This is a genomic window from Streptomyces sp. NPDC046759 (assembly GCF_040645475.1).
In the GTDB taxonomy this organism is placed as follows: domain Bacteria; phylum Actinomycetota; class Actinomycetes; order Streptomycetales; family Streptomycetaceae; genus Streptomyces.
This window is the reverse complement of the sequence record NZ_JBEYYJ010000005.1, coordinates 28087-48952: the sequence shown is the minus strand read 5'-3', so window position 1 is coordinate 48952 and position 20866 is coordinate 28087. Positions and strand designations below refer to the sequence as shown.

At 72.0% G+C, this 20866-nt stretch carries 14 protein-coding genes and 1 pseudogene; 2 read left to right on the top strand and 13 right to left on the bottom strand.

Annotated features, from left to right (window positions below):
• Positions 1-26 precede the first annotated feature (26 nt).
• Positions 27-845 (top strand): DUF3097 domain-containing protein, encoded by an 819-nt coding sequence (locus tag ABZ919_RS08535; RefSeq protein WP_361244170.1) that lies wholly within the window; start codon positions 27-29, stop codon positions 843-845.
• A gap of 23 nt (positions 846-868) precedes the next feature.
• Here ABZ919_RS08535 and ABZ919_RS08530 read toward each other — a convergent pair.
• The 5 genes and pseudogenes from ABZ919_RS08530 to lepA all read right to left on the bottom strand — a co-directional run.
• Positions 869-1108, bottom strand: a pseudogene (locus tag ABZ919_RS08530) (hypothetical protein); the annotation flags it as partial.
• A gap of 47 nt (positions 1109-1155) precedes the next feature.
• Positions 1156-2388, bottom strand: coding sequence for a radical SAM family heme chaperone HemW (gene hemW, locus ABZ919_RS08525; RefSeq protein WP_361244168.1), 1233 nt, complete (start codon positions 2386-2388; stop codon positions 1156-1158).
• Between the two features lie 27 nt (positions 2389-2415).
• The gene (locus ABZ919_RS08520; protein ID WP_361244921.1) at positions 2416-4236 is read right to left on the bottom strand and encodes a SpoIIE family protein phosphatase; all 1821 of its coding nucleotides are present in this window, start codon (positions 4234-4236) and stop codon (positions 2416-2418) included.
• 183 nt (positions 4237-4419) lie between these two features.
• The gene (locus ABZ919_RS08515; protein ID WP_361244166.1) at positions 4420-6294 is read right to left on the bottom strand and encodes an AMP-dependent synthetase/ligase; all 1875 of its coding nucleotides are present in this window, start codon (positions 6292-6294) and stop codon (positions 4420-4422) included.
• A gap of 262 nt (positions 6295-6556) precedes the next feature.
• Positions 6557-8431: a translation elongation factor 4 gene (lepA, locus tag ABZ919_RS08510; protein WP_361244164.1), complete on the bottom strand. Its 1875-nt coding sequence runs from the start codon at positions 8429-8431 to the stop codon at positions 6557-6559.
• A gap of 226 nt (positions 8432-8657) precedes the next feature.
• Between lepA and rpsT the strand changes: the two genes are divergently transcribed.
• Positions 8658-8924 carry a 30S ribosomal protein S20 gene (gene rpsT, locus ABZ919_RS08505; protein WP_361244162.1) on the top strand — a complete coding sequence of 89 codons (267 nt, stop codon included), beginning with the start codon at positions 8658-8660 and terminating at the stop codon, positions 8922-8924.
• A gap of 503 nt (positions 8925-9427) precedes the next feature.
• On the opposite strand, the gene holA is transcribed toward rpsT, so the two are convergent.
• From holA to leuS, 8 genes are all read right to left on the bottom strand, one after another.
• Entirely contained in the window at positions 9428-10417 is a 990-nt protein-coding gene (gene holA, locus ABZ919_RS08500; RefSeq protein WP_361244160.1) for a DNA polymerase III subunit delta, read from the bottom strand.
• Positions 10418-10504: 87 nt separating this feature from the next.
• Positions 10505-10750, bottom strand: a complete 246-nt coding sequence (locus tag ABZ919_RS08495; protein WP_361244158.1) for a hypothetical protein — start codon at positions 10748-10750, stop codon at positions 10505-10507.
• A gap of 188 nt (positions 10751-10938) precedes the next feature.
• Positions 10939-11775 (bottom strand): arylamine N-acetyltransferase, encoded by an 837-nt coding sequence (locus ABZ919_RS08490; protein ID WP_361244156.1) that lies wholly within the window; start codon positions 11773-11775, stop codon positions 10939-10941.
• Positions 11776-11803: 28 nt separating this feature from the next.
• The gene (locus tag ABZ919_RS08485) at positions 11804-14476 is read right to left on the bottom strand and encodes a ComEC/Rec2 family competence protein (RefSeq protein ID WP_361244918.1); all 2673 of its coding nucleotides are present in this window, start codon (positions 14474-14476) and stop codon (positions 11804-11806) included.
• Positions 14477-14598: 122 nt separating this feature from the next.
• The gene (locus tag ABZ919_RS08480; RefSeq protein ID WP_361244154.1) at positions 14599-15861 is read right to left on the bottom strand and encodes a ComEA family DNA-binding protein; all 1263 of its coding nucleotides are present in this window, start codon (positions 15859-15861) and stop codon (positions 14599-14601) included.
• A gap of 102 nt (positions 15862-15963) precedes the next feature.
• Positions 15964-16809: a DegV family protein gene (locus ABZ919_RS08475; RefSeq protein ID WP_361244152.1), complete on the bottom strand. Its 846-nt coding sequence runs from the start codon at positions 16807-16809 to the stop codon at positions 15964-15966.
• A 71-nt stretch (positions 16810-16880) separates the two neighbouring features.
• A complete protein-coding gene (locus ABZ919_RS08470; protein ID WP_361244150.1) occupies positions 16881-17546 on the bottom strand; it encodes a hypothetical protein in 666 nt (221 codons plus the stop codon).
• A 141-nt stretch (positions 17547-17687) separates the two neighbouring features.
• Positions 17688-20570, bottom strand: a complete 2883-nt coding sequence (gene leuS / locus ABZ919_RS08465) for a leucine--tRNA ligase (RefSeq protein WP_361244148.1) — start codon at positions 20568-20570, stop codon at positions 17688-17690.
• Positions 20571-20866 lie beyond the last annotated feature (296 nt).

The following is a 20866-nucleotide window of genomic DNA, read 5'->3' as shown; positions in this document are numbered from 1 at the left end:
GTACGGCTTCTCCTATCGTCACTCGAATGCGCCAGTACACCCCCGACCTGACCCCACCGTGGAAGAAGCCCAAGCCCGCGCCGGAGGTACCGGCGGAGCCGGGCCTGGTGGTGGAGGAGCCCGGCACCGGGTTCTGCGGCGCGGTGATCCGCTGCGAGGCCGGCACGGTGACGCTGGAGGACCGCTTCGGCAAGCACCGGGTGTTCCCGCTGGAGCCGCGAGGCTTCCTGCTGGAGGGGCGTGTGGTGACGCTCGTACGGCCGTCCTCGGCCTCGGTCCCGGTACGGCCCACCCGTACGGCCTCCGGTTCGGTCGCCGTCCCCGGCGCCCGCGCCCGCGTGGCCCGCGCCGGCCGCATCTACGTCGAGGGCCGGCACGACGCCGAGCTGGTCGAGAAGGTGTGGGGCGACGACCTGCGCATCGAGGGCGTGGTGGTGGAGTACCTGGAGGGCGTCGACGACCTGCCGTCGATCGTGTCGTCCTTCGCACCGGGTCCGGACGCGCGGCTGGGCGTCCTGGTGGACCACTTGGTGCCGGGCACGAAGGAGTGGCGGATCGCGGAGTCGGTGACCAGCGAGCACGCGCTGGTGGTCGGACACCCGTACATCGACATCTGGGAGGCCGTGAAGCCGTCGTCGCTGGGGATCGAGGCCTGGCCGAAGGTGCCGCGCGGGCAGGACTGGAAGACGGGGGTGTGCCGGGCGCTGGGCTGGCCCTCGGAGAACACCGGGGCGGTGTGGCAGGCGATCCTGAAGCGGGTGGGGTCCTACAAGGACCTGGAGCCGGAGTTGCTGGGGCGGGTGGAGGAGCTGATCGACTTCGTCACGGGTAGCGGTGGGACCTGACACCCTTGTCGGTGCCGAATTCAGGCGGGGATCTCACCTGCTGCACAGATGGAGCGCTTGACGCCGTAGTCCCGGTCGACACTTGTCTTGGAGACCACCTCGACCACCAGCGTGATCAACTGCGACGGCAGCAGACGGCCCGAGTCCGGGGCGACATCACGCTGCACCAGATCCGGAGCGGCCATCATCACGATTTCCCCCCGGAGAAGCTCGGCCTTGACGCCCTCCGGGGGCTCACCTTTTGGCGGCAGCCTACGAACCAGGTTAGGGACCGAACCGGCGTTCCGGAGGGATTCACCCGCGGGACTGATCAGTCCACCAGGTCCCGCACCACCGCATCCGCCAGCAACCGCCCCCGCAACGTCAGGACGGCCCGCCCCTCCTCGTACGGCCCCGCCTCCAGCAGCCCGTCTCCCAGCGCCCGCCGCGCCGCCGCCAGCCCCTCCTCCTTCAGCAAGGACAGCGGCACTCCCTCCCGCAGCCGCAGTTCCAGCAGGATCCGCTCCACGCGCCGGTCCTCGTCGGACAGCAGCTCACGCCCGGCCCCCGGCGACTTCCCCGACGCCAGCGCCGCCGCGTACGCCCCCGGATGCTTGACGTTCCACCAGCGCACCCCGCCCACGTGCGAGTGCGCCCCGGGACCCGCGCCCCACCAGTCGGCGCCGCGCCAGTACAGCTCGTTGTGCAGGCAGCGGCCCGCCTCGGAGGTGGCCCAGTTGGAGACCTCGTACCAGTCGAAGCCCGCCGCGGACAGGGTCTCCTCGGCGATCAGATAACGGTCGGCGTGGACGTCGTCGTCGGTCATCGGGACCTCGCCCCGGCGGATCCGGCGGGCCAGCTGCGTGCCCTCCTCCACGATCAACGCGTACGCGCTGACATGGTCCGGCCCCGCCCCGATCGCCGCGTCCAGCGAGGCCCGCCAGTCGTCGTCGCTCTCCCCCGGGGTGCCGTAGATCAGGTCGAGGTTGACGTGCTCGAAGCCGGCCGCCTTCGCCTCCGCCACGCACGCCTCGGGGCGGCCCGGGGTGTGGGTCCGGTCGAGCACGCGCAGCACGTGCTGCCTGGCGCTCTGCATGCCGAAGGAGATGCGGTTGAAGCCGCCCTCCCGGAGCGTGGCGAGATACGCCGGGTCCACCGACTCGGGGTTCGCCTCCGTCGTGACCTCGGCGTCCGGCGCCAGCCCGAACTCGTCCCGGAGGGCACCCAGCATCCGTACGAGGTCGCCGGCGGCCAGCAGCGTGGGCGTGCCGCCGCCGACGAACACCGTACGGACCTGACGGGGGTCGTCGCCGAGCACCTTGCGGCCGAGCCGGATCTCGTCCGTCAGCGTGTCCGCGTAGTTGTCGCGGGACGCCAGCACGCCCCCCGTGCCGCGCAGCTCGGTCGCGGTGTAGGTGTTGAAGTCGCAGTAGCCGCAGCGGGTCGCGCAGTACGGGACGTGGAGATAGAACCCGAGGGGCCGCTCGGCGGCGCCGGCGAGCGCGTGCGCGGGCAGCGCGCCGTCGTCGGGGACGGGCACGCCGTCGGGGAGTGCGGAAGGCATGTACTCCATTGTCCCGTACGACCGCGCTCACTCCGCCTGGAGCACCAGCAGCGCGAGATCGTCCTCGGGCAGGCCGCCGCCGAAGTCGTGCACCAGGCGGCGGATCCTTTCCGCGATCAGCTCGGCGCCGAGCCCGGCGCAGCCGGACAGGGCGCGGGCGAGCCCGTCGCCGTCGTCGAACTGGCGGGAGCCGGAGCGCCGCTCGGTCACCCCGTCGGTGACGCACAGCAGACTGTCGCCGGGCCGCAGGTCGAGGGTCTCGCTGGTGTACGTCTCGTCCTCGACCACGCCCAGCAGGGTCTGCGGTCGGGCGGCGGTGCGTACGGTGCCGTCGGGGCTCAGGACGAGCGGCAGGGGGTGACCGGCGGAGGCGAGCGTGCAGCGGACTCCGCCGGGGTGGGGGGTCAGCTCGCCGTAGAGGAGGGACAGGAAGCGGGTCTGCGGGCCGTCGCCGGCCGCCACCGGCCGGCCTCCGGCGGCGACGAGTGCGCGGGCGGCGGCGTCGGCGGCCTCCGTGGCGTCGTCCAGGAGGAGCTGGTTGAGCCGGTCGAGGACGTCGGCGACGCGGTAGCCCTCGCGGGCGAGGAGGCGGAGCCAGGGCCGGGCGAGGCCGATCACGACGGCCGCCTCGGGGCCCTTGCCCTGGACGTCGCCGACGGCGAAGCACCAGCGGCCGTCACCCGCCGGGAACAGGTCGTAGAAGTCGCCGCTGGGGCCGCCCTTGTCGCAGGGCTCGTAGACGAGCGCGCTGCTCACACCGGGGATCTGGGCGACGGCGCCGGGCAGCAGCCCGCGCTGCAGGACGGCGCTGATGGTGGCCTGGCGGGCGTACTGACGGGCCGCGCCGATGGCGAGGGCCACCCGGCGGCCGAGGTCCTCGACCAGCCCGGTGACCTCGTCGGGGAAGCGCGCGAGGCCGCACCGGCCGATGACCAGGGTGCCGAGCGGCCGCCCTCCCGCGATCAGCCGGTACGCCAGCGCCGTGCCGTCGGCGCCCTGGAGGCCGAGCGCGTGTCCGGGCCACGGGTAGGGCTCGGGGCCGGAGCGCAGCCCCTCATGCGGGCAGGGCGGCTCCTTCTCCAGGGCGCAGCGCAGTTCCTCGATGTGGGTCTCGCTGGCGTGCCAGACCCGGTCGGGGCCGCCGCCGGCGCGGGCGCGCACGGTCGCCTCGTCCTCCAGCCACACCGCGCACCAGTCGGCGAGCCGGGGCACGATGAGCTGGCCGGTCAGGGCGGTTACCAGGTTCTCGTCCAGTTGTCCTGCGAGCAGGTCGGAGGCCTCGGCGAGGAAGGAGAGCGCGCCCCGGCCGAGCCAGTCCCGGTCGCCGTCGGCGCGGTGCGGCTGCGGCGCCAGATCCTCGGCGACCTCCAGGGCTGCGTCCGGTGCGGGGGCGCCCGGGTCCTCGACGCCGCCCGGAGGCAGCCGCGCCCACACCGTCTTCGCGTCGGCGCGGTAGGTGACGCCCCAGGACTCGGCGAGTGTGGTGACCAGCCGGAGGCCGCGCCCGTACTCGGGGGTGTCGTACGCCCCCGGGCCGCCGAGCGCGTCGCGCGGGGCGCGGGAGGGGTGCCGGTCACTCACCTCCACCACGAACGCGCCGGTCTCCTCCAGACACCAGTCCACCTCGACGTCCGTGCCGGCGTGCACGACGGCGTTGGTGACCAGCTCGCTGACGACCGCCATGGCGTCGTCGGCCAGGCGCGCCGAGACCCCGGGCGCCTCGGCCAGCGCGGCCCGCACCAGCGCACGGGCCGAGGCCGGCGCCAGAGGGCTTCCGGGCAGCGTCGTCCGCCCCCGCACCTCCCTGGCCCGGGGCTCACCCTCCCGCTGCGTCGGTATGGCCGCCATGTCCATGCGGCCAGGGTGACAGACCGGGGGCATGCATAAGCGGTGAGTCATCGAAGTGGCCAGAAGACGGCACCTTTCGAGCGCCGGCGAGCACAAACTCCCCAAGGCGCGCGGGGAACTGCGCGAGCCACCCCGGACGGTCCGCGGTCGCCGTCAGTCCCCCCGCCACCCTCGCACTGCGCGCTACGCCTCGCGAGTACCTGCGTACATCTCGTCGATGAGGTGCTTGTACTCCCGCTCCACGACGGGCCGCTTCAGCTTCAGGCTCGGCGTGATCTCGCCGTGCTCCACGTCGAGATCCCTGGGCAGCAGCCGGAACTTCTTGATGGTCTGCCACTTCTGCAGCCCGGTGTTGAGCTGCCGGACGTACCCGTCGACCATCTCCACGGTCTGCGGCGCGGCGACGATCTCGGCGTACGGCCTGCCCGCCAGCCCGTTCTCCTTGGCCCACTCCTGGATCGCGATCTCGTCCAGAGCGATCAGCGCCGTGCAGTAGTTCCGGTCGGCGCCGTGCACCAGGATGTTGGAGACGTACGGACACACCCCCTTGAACTGACCCTCGACCTCGGCCGGGGCGACGTACTTGCCGCCGGAGGTCTTGATGAGGTCCTTCTTGCGGTCGGTGATGCGCAGATAGCCGTCGGGCGACAGCTCACCGATGTCCCCGGTGTGGAACCAGCCGTCGGACTCCAGCACCTCGGCGGTCTTCTCGGGCAGCCCGTGGTAGCCCTCCATGATGCCGGGGCCACGCAGCAGGATCTCGCCGTCGTCGGCGATGCGGACCTCCGTGCCGGGCAGCGGCTTGCCCACCGTGCCGGTGCGGTAGGCCTCGCCGGGGTTGACGAAGGAGGCCGCGGAGGACTCGGTCAGGCCGTAGCCCTCCAGGATGTGGATGCCGGCGCCGGCGAAGAAGTAGCCGATCTCGGGCGCGAGCGCGGAGGCGCCGGAGACACAGGCCCGCAGCCGGCCGCCGAAGGCCTCGCGGAGCTTGCCGTAGACGAGGGTGTCGGCGACCTTGTGCTTGGCGCCGAGGCTGAAGGGCACCGCGGCGGTGCCGGTGCGCCGGAAGTTGTCCTGGCTCACCTTGGCGTACTCGCGGGCGACCTCGGCGGCCCACTGGAAGATCTTGTACTTGGCCGGGCCGCCCTCGCGGGCCTTGGCCGCGACGCCGTTGTAGACCTTCTCGAAGATGCGCGGCACGGCCGCCATGTACGTCGGCTGCACCACCGGAAGGTTCTCGATGATCTTGTCGACCCGGCCGTCGACGGCGGTGACGTGCCCGACCTCGATCTGGCCGGAGGTGAGCACCTTGCCGAAGACGTGCGCGAGGGGCAGCCACAGGTACTGGACGTCGTCCATGGTGACCAGGCCGGTCGCGGCGATGGCCTTCGCCATGTACGACCAGTTGTCGTGCGGGAGCCTGACCCCCTTGGGGCGGCCGGTGGTGCCGGAGGTGTAGATGAGGGTGGCGAGCTGCTCCTTGGTGATGGCGCCGACCCGCTCCTTGATCAGCTGCGGGTGCTTCTCCAGATAGGCGGCGCCCCGCAGCTCCAGCTCGGCGAGCGTAATCACCCAGTCGCTCGTCTCGACCCCGGCGGGGTCAATGGCGACGACCTTGGTCAGGTCGGGCAGCTCGGCGCGCTTCTCGACCGCCTTGGCGACCTGGGCGGCGTCCTCGGCGATCAGCACCCGGCTCTCGGAGTCGGAGAGGATGAAGGCCGACTCGTCGGCGTTGGTCTGCGGGTAGATCGTGGTCGTCGCGCCGCCGGCGCACATGATGCCGAGGTCGGCGAGGAGCCACTCGACCCGCGTGGAGGAGGCGAGCGCCACCCGCTGCTCGGGCTGCACGCCGAGCTCGATGAGGCCGGCCGCGATCGCGTACACCCGCTCCGCCGCCTGCGCCCAGCTGAGCGACTTCCAGTCGTCGGGGCCCTGGCCGGACGCGGAAGCCACCGGGTAGCGGTAGGCCTCGGCGTCCGGTGTGGCCGCCACGCGCTCCAGGAAGAGGGCCGCCACGGACGGCGGACGGTTCTCGATCAGGGTCTGTGTGTCGCTCACGACATCCTCCGGGGGCCCGCGACGGTGCGGCTGACTCGGTGCGGCTGGGGTTAACTCACGGTGGGGGTTCGAGCACTTGTTTAACTCGCGAGTAACTATCGAGCAGGGATCAGAGTAAGCCGCGACCGGCCGCTGCGTAAGGGGCTTCGGCCTGTCACTTTCCACGCTGAGCGACGTTACGCACGCGTAGGGGCCCGCCGCGCTTTCACACGACGGACCCCCTTGTGTCCCGTTTGAAGACGTAACCCGTTGTTACCGCCGGTTACTTCTTGCCCTTGGCCGACCCCGCGCTGTCATCGCTGGACAGAACGGCGATGAAGGCTTCCTGCGGAACCTCCACGGAACCCACCATCTTCATCCGCTTCTTGCCTTCCTTCTGCTTCTCCAGCAGCTTGCGCTTACGGGAGATGTCACCGCCGTAGCACTTGGCGAGGACGTCCTTGCGGATGGCGCGGATGGTCTCGCGGGCGATCACCCTCGAGCCGATGGCGGCCTGTACCGGCACCTCGAAGGCCTGCCGCGGGATCAGCTCCTTGAGCTTGGCGACGAGCCGCACGCCGTAGGCGTACGCCTGGTCCTTGTGGGTGATCGCGGAGAACGCGTCCACCTTGTCGCCGTGCAGCAGGATGTCGACCTTGACCAGGGAGCTGGTCTGCTCGCCGGTGGGCTCGTAGTCCAGCGAGGCGTAGCCGCGGGTCTTGGACTTCAGCTGGTCGAAGAAGTCGAAGACGATCTCCGCGAGCGGCAGCGTGTAGCGGATCTCGACGCGGTCCTCCGAGAGGTAGTCCATGCCGAGCAGGGTGCCGCGCCGGGTCTGGCACAGCTCCATGATCGAGCCGATGAACTCGGTGGGCGCGAGGATGGTGGCCCGCACGACCGGCTCGTAGACCTCGTTGATCTTGCCCTCGGGGAACTCGCTCGGGTTGGTGACCGTGTGCTCGCTGCCGTCCTCCATGACCACGCGGTAGACCACGTTGGGGGCGGTGGCGATCAGGTCGAGGCCGAACTCGCGCTCCAGCCGCTCCCGGATCACGTCCAGGTGCAGCAGGCCGAGGAAGCCGACGCGGAAGCCGAAGCCGAGGGCGGCGGAGGTCTCCGGCTCGTAGACCAGCGCGGCGTCGTTGAGCTGCAGCTTATCCAGGGCCTCGCGCAGCTCGGGGTAGTCGGAGCCGTCCAGCGGATACAGACCGGAGAAGACCATCGGCTTCGGGTCCTTGTAGCCGCCGAGGGCCTCCGTGGCGCCCTTGCTCTGGCTGGTGACGGTGTCACCGACCTTGGACTGCCGGACGTCCTTCACACCGGTGATGAGATAGCCCACCTCGCCTACGCCGAGGCCGTCGGCCGGGAGCATCTCGGGCGAGCTGACGCCGATCTCCAGCAGCTCGTGCGTGGCGCCGGTCGACATCATCCGGATGCGCTCGCGCTTGTTGAGCTGGCCGTCGATGACACGGACGTACGTCACGACACCGCGGTAGGAGTCGTAGACCGAGTCGAAGATCATCGCGCGGGCGGGCGCGTCGGCGACCCCGACCGGCGCCGGGATCTCCTTGACGACCTTGTTCAGCAGCGCGTCCACGCCGAGACCGGTCTTCGCGGAGACCTTGAGGACGTCGTCCGGGTCACAGCCGACCAGGTTCGCCAGCTCCTCGGCGAACTTCTCCGGCTGAGCCGCCGGCAGGTCGATCTTGTTGAGCACGGGGATGATCGTGAGGTCGTTCTCCATCGCCAGGTAGAGGTTGGCGAGGGTCTGCGCCTCGATGCCCTGGGCGGCGTCGACGAGGAGGATGGTCCCCTCACAGGCGGCGAGCGACCGCGAGACCTCGTAGGTGAAGTCGACGTGCCCCGGGGTGTCGATCATGTTGAGGATGTGGGTCGTGCCCTGGTCGGGGCCCTCGGTCGGGGCCCAGGGCAGACGCACCGCCTGGGACTTGATCGTGATGCCGCGCTCGCGCTCGATGTCCATCCGGTCGAGGTACTGAGCACGCATCTGCCGCTGCTCGACCACACCGGTCAGCTGGAGCATCCGGTCGGCGAGCGTGGACTTGCCGTGGTCGATGTGCGCGATGATGCAGAAATTGCGGATCAGCGCCGGGGCGGTACGGCTCGGCTCGGGCACATGGTTAGGGGTCGCGGGCACGCAGGGTCCTGTCTCTTGAGGCGCCTTATGCCTCGGGTCGGATCGATACGTAGTCTCCATGGTCCCACGCGGAGGGACCGGGCACCGTTTTGGGCCGCTCGCAGGGCCACTGGTACTGTAGATGGCTGTGCCTCATGCCCTCTCAGCGCGAGGCACGTCAGAGAAATTTTGGATCATCGGTACGGGACCCGTGCGGCCCCGCACCAGAACCTGAAAAGGCTCCTTCGTGGCGAACATCAAGTCCCAGATCAAGCGGATCAAGACCAACGAGAAGGCTCGGCTGCGCAACAAGGCCGTCAAGTCCTCCCTGAAGACCGCGATCCGCAAGGCCCGTGAGGCCGCTGCCGCGGGTGACGTCGAGAAGGCCACCGAGCTGCAGCGCGTTGCCGCGCGTGCGCTCGACAAGGCCGTCTCGAAGGGCGTCATCCACAAGAACCAGGCCGCCAACAAGAAGTCGGCGCTTGCTTCCAAGGTCGCGTCCCTCCAGGGCTGAACCCCTTTCTGATCTGACCGCCGGAAGGACCCAGAGCGGGCCCTCTCTCATCCGCTCCCGTCCGGCACCCCCGGATTCGCACGCGGCCTGCGTTCGCCACGCGGGTGCGAGTCCACAAGCCTGAGCCAAGGGCCTCGGCGCTCCCCCTTCCCCAGGGTGAGCACCGGGGCTTTTGTCATGGGGCGGCACGGTTGTCATGGGGCGGCACGGTGCAGTGGGCCGGCGGCGCAGCCCACGGCGCAGTGGCCCGGCGGCGCAGGCCCCCTGGCCGAGACCGGGGCGAAGGCCCCTGGCGGGGCCCCTGGCGGAGCCTCTGATGGGGCCTCTGATTGGCCTGGGCTGAGGCTCTGACGGAGCCCGGAGGCTGAGGCTCCGACGGAGCCTGGGAGCTGAGGCTCTGACGGAGCCCGGATGCTGGGGCTCTGACGGGGCTTGGAACCCTCCCCTCGGCCGAGCCCGGGCGGAGCCCTTGGTGGGGTCTGGGGCGGAGCCCCCGGTGGCGCCTACCCGCGTCCGCGCGATCGGGCGGCCCGGGCGATCACCACAACGGCCTTCTCCAGGGCGTACTCGGGATCGTCCCCTCCGCCCTTCACGCCCGCGTCGGCCTCCGCGACGGCCCGCATCGCCGTCGCGACCCCGTCCGGCGTCCACCCCCGCATCTGCTGCCGCACCCGGTCGATCTTCCACGGCGGCATCCCCAGCTCCCGCGCCAGATCGGCCGGCCGCCCCCCGCGCGCCGAGGACAGCTTCCCGATCGCCCGCACGCCCTGGGCCAGCGCACTGGTGATCATCACCGGGGCCACGCCCGTCGCCAGCGACCATCTGAGCGCCTCCAACGCCTCCGCCGTACGTCCCTCCACGGCCCGGTCGGCGACCGTGAAGCTGGAGGCCTCGGCCCGGCCGGTGTAGTACCGCCCGACCACCGCCTCGTCGATCGTCCCCTCCACGTCGGCGACCAGCTGGGAGACCGCCGAGGCCAGCTCCCGCAGATCACTGCCGATGGCATCGCAGAGCGTCTGGCACGCTTCGGGCGTCGCCGAGCGCCCGAACGAGCGGAACTCACCCCGCACGAAGGCCAGCCGGTCCGCCGGCTTGGTCATCTTCGGGCAGGCCACCTCCCGGGCACCCGCCTTGCGCGCGGCGTCCAGCAGCCCCTTGCCCTTGGCCCCGCCCGCGTGCAGCAGCACGAGGGTGATCTCCTCGGCGGGTGTGCCGAGATACGCCTTCACGTCCTTGACCGTGTCGGCGGACAGGTCCTGCGCATTGCGTACGACCACGACTTTCCGCTCGGCGAAGAGCGAAGGACTGGTGAGCTCGGCGAGCGTGCCGGGCTGCAACTGGTCCGGGGTGAGGTCGCGTACGTCCGTGTCGGCGTCGGCGGCCTTGCAAGCGGCCACCACCTCCTGCACGGCACGGTCGAGCAGGAGGTCCTCCTGGCCCACGGCGAGCGTCACGGGGGCGAGAGGGTCGTCATTCGCAGTCTTCCTGGCCATCGCTCACAGCATCCCACGCGGCACTGACAACGAGTCGGCCCGCGTACCCCGAGCGGTCCCGGAACGGACCCCGAGCGGGCCTCGGGGTCACGGTTCCTCGCGCCAGCCCTCCCACTCCGCGGCGAACTCGTCCAGCTCCGCCGGATCCAGCCGCCTCTCCTCGTCCCGGAGGACCACCAGCCACTGCGCGTCCTCGGCGTCGTCCTCACCGGCCAGCGCGTCCCGGACCAGTTGGGGCTCCTCGGCCAGGCCGAACCGCTCCCCGAGGGCCTCGGCCGCCTCCTCGGCGGCATCCCGGTCGGGCAGCACCAGCACGTGTCTCACATCGCTCACGTGGCCATTCTCCGGCACCGCGCAACGCGCGAGCGGAGGGGCCGGCGGGCAGCGAGCGACGGCGGCCGAGCGGGCGAGCGGCGAGCGGGTGGGCGGGCGAGCGGCGGCGACCGAGCGGCGAGCGGGTGGGCGAGCGGGCATCGTCAGACCGTCGGGAATCCAGCCGCCTGCGCCGGAAGCGGGACGCGTCAGGGGTTCGCGTTCCGGTTGCGCACAGCAGGCACACGGCCCAGCTCGATCCCGAACCGCTCCCGGTACGCCGTCAGCACCTCCGCGTCGGTCCCCAACTCCCGCGTCCCGCGCGTACCGTCGCCGGCCGTCGTCTTCAGCTCGCGCCCGCTGAGCGTGATCCTCCCTCCGTCCTCGGTGACCCGTGAGCAGACCAGCGACGCGGTGAAGTGCGACAACGGTGAGGTGCTGTGCCACCAGGCACCGGCCGCGAAGTCCCCGAGCACCCGGGGCCGGGGCTCCAGCCGGTACTGCGGCCTGCCGTCCTGCAGGACGTCCAGGTCCCCGGCCGCCGCCGGCCCGCCACCGCCCATCCCCGCCGCGTCCGGCCCCGCCTCCATCACCCGGTACACCCCGCCCGGGTCCACCTGCTCGGCGCGCTCGCCGTAGCTCAGCGGGTAGTGACTGTGCGCGCCGAACCCGACGTCCGCGAGCCAGTCGTCCCCCTCCACCGTCCGCACGCGAAGGGCGAGATGGTCGTACGGGATGCCCAGCCGCCCCTCGTCGCCGTACACGCGTGCCGCCAGCAGCTCGACCTCATAGCCGAGGGCGGCGAGCAACGTGCCGAAGGCGCCGTTCAGTTCGTAGCAGAAACCACCCCTCCCGCGTTCGACCAACTTGTCCAGCAGCCGGTCCTCCTCCAGCACGATCTCCTCGCCGAGGTGGATCGACAGGTTCTCGAAGGGAACGGTGCGCAGATGGCACAGATGCAGCTCGCGCAGCACCCGGCTGGTGGGTTCCTCCGGGCGGCCGGCCCCGATCCGGTGCAGATAGGCGTCGACCTGGCTCGAGTTCATGGACCCAGTCTGGGCGAACACCCGGTGCTCAGTCTCTCGCCACCCGCATCTCCCCGCCCGTCCCTCCCGTCCCGCCGACCGCGAGCTCCCCGTCCCGGTCGGTGCGCAGCACCAGCGCGCCGCCCGCCCGCAGCGCGGCCACGGTCGCCGGCGCCGGGTGCCCATAGGGGTTGCCGGCACCACAGGAGATGAGCGCCAGCCGGGGAGCGGCGAGCCGCATCAGCTCCGGATCCTGGTAGGCCGAGCCGTGGTGGGCCACCTTCAGTACGTCCACCCCGGCCAGCTCGGCCGCGTCCGGTGACCGCGCCAGCGCCTGCTGGGCCGGCGGTTCGAGGTCGCCCAGCAACAGCAGCCGCATCCCGCCCGAGCGCACCAGCATCGCGACGCTGGCATCGTTCGGGCCGTCCGGCCCGGGCACCGGGCCCGGCCAGACCGGGGTGCGGGGATCCGAAGGCGAAGGGGTGCCCGGTGGAGGCCACAGGACCCGCCAGGAGAGCGGCCCGATGCGCCGTTCCTCCCCGGCCGCGGCCCGGGTGACGGGGATGTGCCGCGCCGCCGCCTCCCTTCTGACGGACTCGGCCTCGTCTGCGGGTTCCTCGAATCCCGTGGTCTCGATCGCGGCCACCGTGCGGCCACGCAGCACCCCGGGCAGTCCCGCCACGTGGTCGGCGTGGAAGTGGGTCAGGACGAGCAGCGGGACGCGGGTGATGCCCAGCTGCCGCAGACAGTGGTCGACCGACGCCGGATCGGGTCCGGCGTCCACGACCACTCCGGCCCCCTCGCCCGTCGCCAGTACGGTCGCGTCGCCCTGCCCCACGTCGCACATGGCGAACCGCCAGCCCGGCGGCGGCCAGCCCGTGATCACCCGAGTCAACGGCACCGGCCGCACCACCGCCAGCAGGAGCAGCGCGCCGAGCAGCGCGCACCACCACGGATGCCGCGTGAGCCGCCGGCCGGCCAGGACGACGGCCAGGGTGACCGCCGCGAGCGCCAGGGCTCCCAGCCAGCTCCCCGGCCAGGCCAGCCCCGCGCCGGGCAGTGCCGCCCCCGTCCTGGCCACACCGGCGATCCACAGGGCGGGCCAACTGGCGCACCAGGCGAGCACCTTGGCCGGCGCCATCGCCAGCGGAGCCGTCACCAGCGCCGCGAAGCCCAGCACGGTGGCCGGTGCCACCGCCATCTCCGCGAGCAGGTTGCACGGCACCGCCACCAGACTCACCCGCGCCGACAGCACCGCCGTGACCGGCGCGCACACCGCCTGCGCCGCCGCGGCCGCCGCCAGTGCCTCCGCGAGCCTCGGCGGCACACGTCGGCGGCGCAACGCCTCGCTCCAGCCCGGTGCCAGTACGAGCAGCGCGCCCGTGGCCAGCACGGAGAGCAGGAAGCCGTAACTGCGCGCCAGCCACGGGTCGTAGAGCACCAGCAGCAGGACGGCCGTGGCCAGTGCGGGGACCAGGGATCTGCGGCGTCCGGTGGCCAGGGCGAGCAGCGCGACGGCGCCGCAGACGGCGGCTCGCAGCACACTGGGGTCGGGTCGGCACACGACCACGAATCCCAGCGTGAGCGCTCCGGCGAGCAGTGCGGTGCCGCGCAGCGAGAGCCCCAGGCGCGGTGCCAGGCCGCGGCGCTCGACGAGTTGGGCCAGTCCGGGCGGCCCGATGAGCAGCGCGAGCAGGATGGTGAGGTTGCTCCCGGACACGGCGAGCGTGTGCGCGAGATCCGTCTCCTTGAACGCGTCGTCCAGCTCGGGCGTGATCCGTGCGGTGTCGCCGACGACCAGCCCGGGAAGGAGCGCCCGCGCGTCCCCCGGCAGACCGTCGGTCGCCTCCCGCAACCCGGCCCTGAGCCGTCCCGCCAGCCGCTGCGACCCGCTGGGCCCCGCCACGATCCGCGGACGCGGCCGGCCGCGCACCCGCAGCACGGCCGCGGTCCGGTCCCCACCCGTCAGCGCGGGCGCCAGCCGCGCACCCACCCGCAGCCGCGTGGACGGCAACAGTCCGAGCCAGGCGGCACGTGCACGCCGCGTCTGCTCGGCCATGCCCGCCGACGCCGACTCGGAGCCTCGCCGCCCAGCGTCCCGCCGTTGTGCGGCGCCGTCACTGCGGGCCGCATCGCCTTCCGGCATGCCCTGGATCCGCGCCGCGGTTCGGCCGCCAGGGCCGCCGCTCCCGTCCACCGGGCCGCCGTACCGCTCGGTGCCCTTCTCCGGGGCCGGCACGTCCGCGTCGACGACCAGCAGCACCGGAGCCCGAGTCCGCAGGCTCGTACCGTCGCTCCGTTCGACCCGCCGCACCTCCGCCCGGGCCAGTACCGCCACCGGCGCGGCGTGATCGCCGCGCACCCGCGGCCGGCTCAGCCAGGGGTCGCCGTCCACCTCCACTTCTGCGGTCACGGTCGCGTACCGACGGGCCAGCTCCGGTACGGGCCCGTGCCGTACGTCCGCCCCGTGCAGCCCGGCCGAGGCGGCCGCCGCGGCGACGCAGAGCAGCACCGCGGCGGCCGAGGCACGTGCCCATCCGGCCCGCACCCTCCGGGTGGCCCGCCCGGCCCGTTCGGGGCGTCCGGGCCGTCCGGAGCTCCGCACCGGCAACAGAGCGAGCCCGCTCACCAGACAGACGGCCGCGATGCCGGCCGTCCAGGGCGCCGGTACGTCCAGCGTCAGGGCCGCCGTGGCCCAGGCCGCGAACGCGGGCGGCACCATACGCAGGTCCAGGGGCCGCGCCCGGTCATCCGGCGCGGTCACGTCCTGCTCGGGGTCGGGGGCACGGCTGCCGGCGCCGCCGGGCCCCGGACCGTCCGGACGCCTTTCGTCGATCACACGGTTCATGGCCGTACCAGGTTCCGCAGGTCGCCGAAGCGGCGATCGCCGATTCCGTTGACCTCACGCAGTTCGTCCACCGAGCGGAAACCGCCGTGCTGAGTGCGGTAGTCGATGATGTGCCGCGCGAGTACCGGGCCGACTCCGGGCAGCGTGTCGAGCTGGTCCGCCGTGGCCGTGTTGAGGGAGACGGGCGCCGCGGGCCCGGCCCCGGCCGGTCCGGAGGCGGGCCCGGGCGGTGCGCCCGCCGGTGAGCCGGCCGGAGCCGCCGCTCCGGCGGGCGCACCGACGACGACCTGTTCGCCGTCGACCAGGAAACGCGCCCGGTTGAGCCCCTCGGTGCTGACGCCCGGACGGACCCCGCCGGCCGCGCGCAACGCGTCGGCCACCCGGGAACCGGCCGGCAACCGCCGGACCCCCGGATGGCGGACCTTGCCGCCGACGTCCACGACGATCTGCCCACCGGGCGACGACGGGGCAGCCGCACCCGCGCCGGGCTTCACGTCGTCCTCCTTCTTCGGGTACGGCGCCTGCGCGCGCACCACTTGAGGGGCGCTCAGGGCCTCGGTCCGCCCTGCCCAGAAGTGGTGCACGGCGAACACGGCGGCGGCCACGAGGACCACGGCGAGCGCCACCACGCCCCGCCGCTCCATCCCGCAGCGCGTCTGCAACCACACCGGCATCCGCTCCCGCAGGGCCAGTGCGGCCCGCTCCCGCCGGCCGGGGCCGAGGGGTCCGGACAGCTCCAAGGGCTCCACCGGTTCGGCTGCTTCGCAGCCTTCGGCCGTGCTGGGCGCCGAGGCCGGCATCGGCGACGGCCGCTCGTCGGGCAGGGAACGCGGTCGCGAGGAGTGCGGTCGCGGGGGGTGCCGTGGCCCGGTGGGGGCAAGCGCGGCCGTCGTCTTCGCCCGCCTCGCCGGACTCAGTCCGGGTGCCCGGCCCGTGGACGAAGTCGTCACAGAAGTCGTTGCCGAAGTCGTCGGTGTCGCAGCCGCCGTCACGCTCGCCGTCCCCGCCGCCGTCACGCTCGCCGCACTCTCAGGGCGTTCCGCCTCCGGCGGTCCGTTCCCCGACTCCCTCCTTCGAGCCGCTCGTTCCCCGAAGAGGAGTTCCGCCCGGCGGCGCAGCTCCTCGGCCGGTGCCGGTGGGCGGTGGCGGACTCGGCCGTCGCCGAGGCGGCGACGATGGCGGATGCGGCCGTCGGAGGTGGGGCCACGGCCGGGGCCGCTGGTCGGACTGGCGGTGCGTGAATGTGATCGAAGAGCCATGCGACGAGGGTGGGGCATCCCGCCGATTCGCGATGATCTTGGTCAATTCCCGTGGACGACCGCCCCGTTGTGGACAACTCCGCCACCCGTACGAGTGAGGGCTCAGCGGGGTGAGACCACCGCTCCCAGCAGACCGGGGCCGGTGTGTGCACCGATCACCGCCCCGACCTCGCTGACATGGAGGTCGGCCAGTCCCGGCACCCGTTCCCGCAGCCGGTCGGCGAGCGCGGCGGCGCGGTCGGGAGCTGCGAGGTGATGGACGGCGATGTCGACGTCGGCGCCGCCGGCCCGCTCGGTGGCGATCTCCTCCAGACGCGCGATGGCCTTGGAGGCCGTACGCACCTTCTCCAGCAGTTCGATGCGGCCACCGTCCAGCTGCAGCAGGGGTTTGACGGCGAGGGCGGAGCCGAGCAGGGCCTGTGCGGCACCGATGCGGCCGCCGCGGCGCAGATAGTCGAGGGTGTCGACGTAGAAGTAGGCGGAGGTGCCCGCGGCCCGTTTCTCGGCGGACGTGACGGCCTCGTCCACGGTGCCGCCGCCTTCGGCGGTCTCGGCTGCGGCCAGCGCGCAGAAGCCGAGGGCCATCGCGACCATGCCCGTGTCCACCACCCGTACCGGTACCGGCGCCTCGCGTGCCGCGAGAACCGCGGCGTCGTAGGTTCCGGACAGTTCCGCGGACAGGTGCAGGGAGACGATGCCGCTCGCGCCGGATTCGGCGACCCTGCGGTAGGTCTCCGCGAACACCTCGGGGCTCGGGCGCGACGTCGTGACGGAACGCCGCTTCTGCAGCGCCTGGGCCAGGGAGCGGGTGGAGATCTCGGATCCCTCTTCGAGTGCCCGGTCGCCGAGGACCACGGTCAGGGGCACCGCTGTGATGCCGTGACGCTCCATCGTCCGTGGCGGCAGGTAGGCCGTTGAATCGGTGACGATCGCGACATGGCGGGACATGAGCTGGAGGTTACCTGGCGTAGCGCTCGCGCGGCAGCCCGGCCCCCGTGCGGCGGCCTTCGGCGAGCAGGTCAGGTGGTGCTCTCGGGGCGCGGCTTCTTCTGCCAGGGGTATGCCGGGCGCGGCGAAGGCGGGGTGATCGCCTGTCGCGTCAGCTCCTCGTCGGGATGCCCCGGCGCGGGTGCGGGCCCCGCCGGAGTCCAGTGACGCAGGGCGTCGGCCTCGATGTCTATCTGGTCGCTGAGCGCACCCAGGTCGTCGTCGACGAAGCGGCGCGCGCGGTCGCGGACGGCCCAGCGCAGTGAGTCGGCGGACTTGGTGATGCGCTCGGTCCGGCTGCGCAGGTCGGGCAGCCGTGCGGTGAGCTCGGCCCGGTCCGGCTCCGACTCCAGGCGCCTGAGGTCGGCGTCCAGCTCACGCCCGTGCGCGCTGAGCCGCTCGAACAGGCCGAGGGACTCCTTCAGCGACTCGTCCTCGGCCACGCCCACGTGCAGTGCGTCCTGGGTGGCGCGCATGGAGGTGCGCAGCGCGAGCCGCAGGTGTGCGATCTCGGCGGCCGGCCCGATCTGGACGAAGGACTTCGCGCGCAGGGTGTGGTCCTCGACCGTGCGGCGGGCCTGCTCGATCGTGCGGTCCACCCCGCGCTTGGCCGCGCCGACCGCCCTGACCGTGGCGTACGCGCCCAGGCCGATGCAGAGCAGGAAGAGCAGGGCGAATACTGCGATCACTGCTTCCACGGCGCTCCTCCTCCGGCTGGTGCGACACATGCCGCTGCGCTCTCCACGGTAAACGCAGCGGGCAGGCCCGGAGTTCCAGAAAAACCCCGAACCTGCCCGTAGGGGACTACCCCGATGCCGGTCGCATCCGGCCTCCGGTCATCACGCCGGAACGATGTTCACCAGCTTCGGCGCCCGGACGATCACCTTGCGGATGCCCGCGCCGTCCAGCGCCGCGACGACCTTCTCGTCGGCCAGCGCCACCTTCTCCAGCTCCTCCTCGGAGATGGCCGGCGGTACCTCCAGACGGGCCTTGACCTTGCCCTTGATCTGCACGACGCAGGTCACGGTCTCGTCGACGACGTAACTCGGGTCGGCGACCGGGAAGTCCCGGTGGACGACCGAGCCGGTGTGGCCCAGCTTGTGCCACAGCTCCTCGGCGATGTGCGGGGCCAGCGGGGCCACCATCAGCACCAGCGGCTCGGCGACCTGACGCGGCACCGCGCCGCCCGCCTTGGTCAGGTGGTTGTTCAGCTCGGTGACCTTGGCGATGGCGGTGTTGAAGCGCAGGCCCTCCAGGTCCTGGCGGACGCCGTCGATCGCCTTGTGCAGGGCGCGCAGGGTCTCCTCGTCGGGCTCGGCGTCGGTGACGGTGACCTCGCCGGTGCTCTCGTCGACGATGTTGCGCCACAGCCGCTGCAGCAGCCGGAACTGGCCGACCACCGCGCGCGTGTCCCACGGCCGGGAGACGTCCAGCGGACCCATGGCCATCTCGTACAGGCGCAGGGTGTCGGCGCCGTACTCCGCGCAGATCTCGTCCGGGGTCACCGCGTTCTTCAGGGACTTGCCCATCTTGCCCAGCAGGCGGCTGACCTTCTCGCCCTGGTAGTAGTAGGCGCCGTCGCGCTCCTCCACCTCGGCGGCGGGCACCGCGATGCCCCGGCTGTCGCGGTAGACGTAGGCCTGGATCATGCCCTGGTTGAACAGCTTGTGGAACGGTTCGGCCGAGGACACGTGGCCCAGGTCGTACAGGACCTTGGACCAGAAGCGCGCGTACAGCAGGTGCAGCACGGCGTGCTCGGCGCCGCCGACGTACAGGTCGACGCCGCCGTGCGGCAGGCCCTCGCGCGGGCCCATCCAGTACTGCTCGATCTCGGGGTCGACCAGCTGCCCCTCGTTGTGCGGGTCCAGGTAGCGGAACTCGTACCAGCAGGAACCCGCCCAGTTGGGCATGGTGTTGGTCTCGCGGCGGTACTTCTTCGGCCCGTCGCCCAGGTCCAGGGTGACGTTGACCCACTCCTCGTTGCGCGACAGCGGGGTTTCGGGCTGGGTGTCGGCGTCGTCCGGGTCGAAGGTGCGCGGGCTGTAGTCCTCGACCTCGGGCAGCTCCAGCGGCAGCATCGACTCGGGCAGCGAGTGGGCGACGCCGTCCTCGTCGTAGACGATCGGGAAGGGCTCGCCCCAGTAACGCTGACGGCTGAACAGCCAGTCGCGCAGGCGGAAGTTGACGGTGCCCTCGCCGATGCCCCCGTCCTGCAGCCACTCCGTGATGCGGGCCTTGGCCTCGACGACGCCCAGGCCGTCCAGGGAGATGCCCTCGCCGTGCGAGTTGACGATCTTCGCGTCGTACGACACGAACGCGTCGTCCCACGTCGCGGTGTCGGTGCCGCGGCCGTCGGTCGGCTCGACCACGCAGCGGATCGGCAGCTCGAAGGCGCGTGCGAAGGCGAAGTCGCGCGTGTCGTGCGCGGGGACGGCCATGATCGCGCCGGTGCCGTAGCCCATCAGGACGTAGTCGGCGATGAAGACGGGGATCTGCTCGCCGTTGACCGGATTGGTCGCGAACGCGCCGGTGAAGACGCCGGTCTTGTCCTTGGCCTCGGCCTGGCGCTCCACGTCGGACTTCGAGGCGGCCTGCGCGCGGTAGGCGGCTACGGCGTCGGCCGGGGTGGCGTGTCCGCCGGTCCACACCTCGTGCGTGCCCTCGGGCCAGGCCTCCGGGGTGAACTTCTCCACCAGCGGGTGCTCGGGCGCCAGCACCATGTAGGTCGCGCCGAACAGGGTGTCCTGGCGGGTGGTGAAGATCGTGATGTGCTCGCCGGCGATCGGGAAGTCGACGCGGGCGCCCTCGCTGCGGCCGATCCAGTTGCGCTGCTGCAGCTTGATGGCCTCGGGCCAGTCCAGCTCCTCCAGGTCCTCCAGCAGCCGGTCGGCGTAGGCGGTGATGCGCATGTTCCACTGGCGCAGCTTGGCCTTGAAGACAGGGTAGTTGCCGCGCTCGGAGCGGCCGTCGGCGGTGACCTCCTCGTTGGCCAGCACGGTGCCCAGGCCCGGGCACCAGTTGACCGGCGCGTCGGAGGCGTAGGCCAGGCGGTACTCGCCCAGCACGTCGGCGCGCTCGGGGCCGCTCAGTTCGCTCCACGCGCGCGTGGTGCCCGCAATCGCGCGCTCACCGGACTCGAACTGCGCGATCAGCTCGGAGACCGGGCGGGCCTTGCCCGCTTCCTCGTCGTACCAGGAGTTGAAGATCTGCAGGAAGATCCACTGGGTCCACTTGTAGTAGTCCGGGTCGATCGTGGCGAAGGACCGGCGCTTGTCGTGACCCAGGCCCAGCCGGCGCAGCTGGGCCTTCATGTTCTCGATGTTGGCCTCGGTGGACACGCGCGGGTGCGTGCCGGTCTGCACGGCGTACTGCTCGGCGGGCAGGCCGAAGGCGTCGAAGCCCAGGGTGTGCAGGACGTTGTGGCCGGTCATGCGCTGGAACCGGGCGTAGACGTCGGTGGCGATGTAGCCCAGCGGGTGGCCGACGTGCAGGCCCGCACCGGAGGGGTACGGGAACATGTCCATGATGAACTTCTTGGGCCTGGCGACCAGCCCGGCGTCGCCCGCCAGGTCGCCCTTCGGGTTCGGCGCCGCGTAGGTGCCGTCCGCGTCCCAGAAGTCCTGCCAGCGTGCCTCGATCTCGGCTGCCATGGCGGCCGTGTAGCGGTGCGGCGCAGCCTCCGCCGACGTAGCAGCGGCGGCAGCGGGGTTCGTCTCGCTCATGATCCTCAAAGCTCCATCGATCGTCTCTGCCTGCGGAAATGAAAAAACCCCTCGCACAGGAGGGGACGCCGCGCCGATGCCGGCCTCACGGCTCGACCGGAGGTCGGTACTGATCAGCGCGGCCCGCTAAGCAGAAGGCGTACAGCACGCATGGCGTTAGGGTACCGCAGGCCTCGAGCAAGCTGCGACGCGCTTGAGCAAGCGGCGGCGCGCTTCCGTATCCCTTGTGGACATGCCAGGAGCCGAGGGGGGGAGCTGAACGAAGTTCAACGATTACTTCGCGTACCGTCCGCTAA

Excerpts from the sequence above, each read along its gene's own strand:
- ABZ919_RS08535 (WP_361244170.1), top strand. The coding sequence starts at position 27 with ATGCGCCAGTACACCCCCGACCTGACCCCACCGTGGAAGAAGCCCAAG.
- hemW (WP_361244168.1), bottom strand. The coding sequence starts at position 2,388 with ATGCCTTCCGCACTCCCCGACGGCGTGCCCGTCCCCGACGACGGCGCG.
- ABZ919_RS08520 (WP_361244921.1), bottom strand. The coding sequence starts at position 4,236 with ATGGCGGCCATACCGACGCAGCGGGAGGGTGAGCCCCGGGCCAGGGAG.
- holA (WP_361244160.1), bottom strand. The coding sequence starts at position 10,417 with ATGGCCAGGAAGACTGCGAATGACGACCCTCTCGCCCCCGTGACGCTC.
- ABZ919_RS08490 (WP_361244156.1), bottom strand. The coding sequence starts at position 11,775 with ATGAACTCGAGCCAGGTCGACGCCTATCTGCACCGGATCGGGGCCGGC.
- ABZ919_RS08485 (WP_361244918.1), bottom strand. The coding sequence starts at position 14,476 with ATGGTGCCGCCCGCGTTCGCGGCCTGGGCCACGGCGGCCCTGACGCTG.
- ABZ919_RS08480 (WP_361244154.1), bottom strand. The coding sequence starts at position 15,861 with ATGGCTCTTCGATCACATTCACGCACCGCCAGTCCGACCAGCGGCCCC.
- ABZ919_RS08475 (WP_361244152.1), bottom strand. The coding sequence starts at position 16,809 with ATGTCCCGCCATGTCGCGATCGTCACCGATTCAACGGCCTACCTGCCG.
- leuS (WP_361244148.1), bottom strand. The coding sequence starts at position 20,570 with ATGAGCGAGACGAACCCCGCTGCCGCCGCTGCTACGTCGGCGGAGGCT.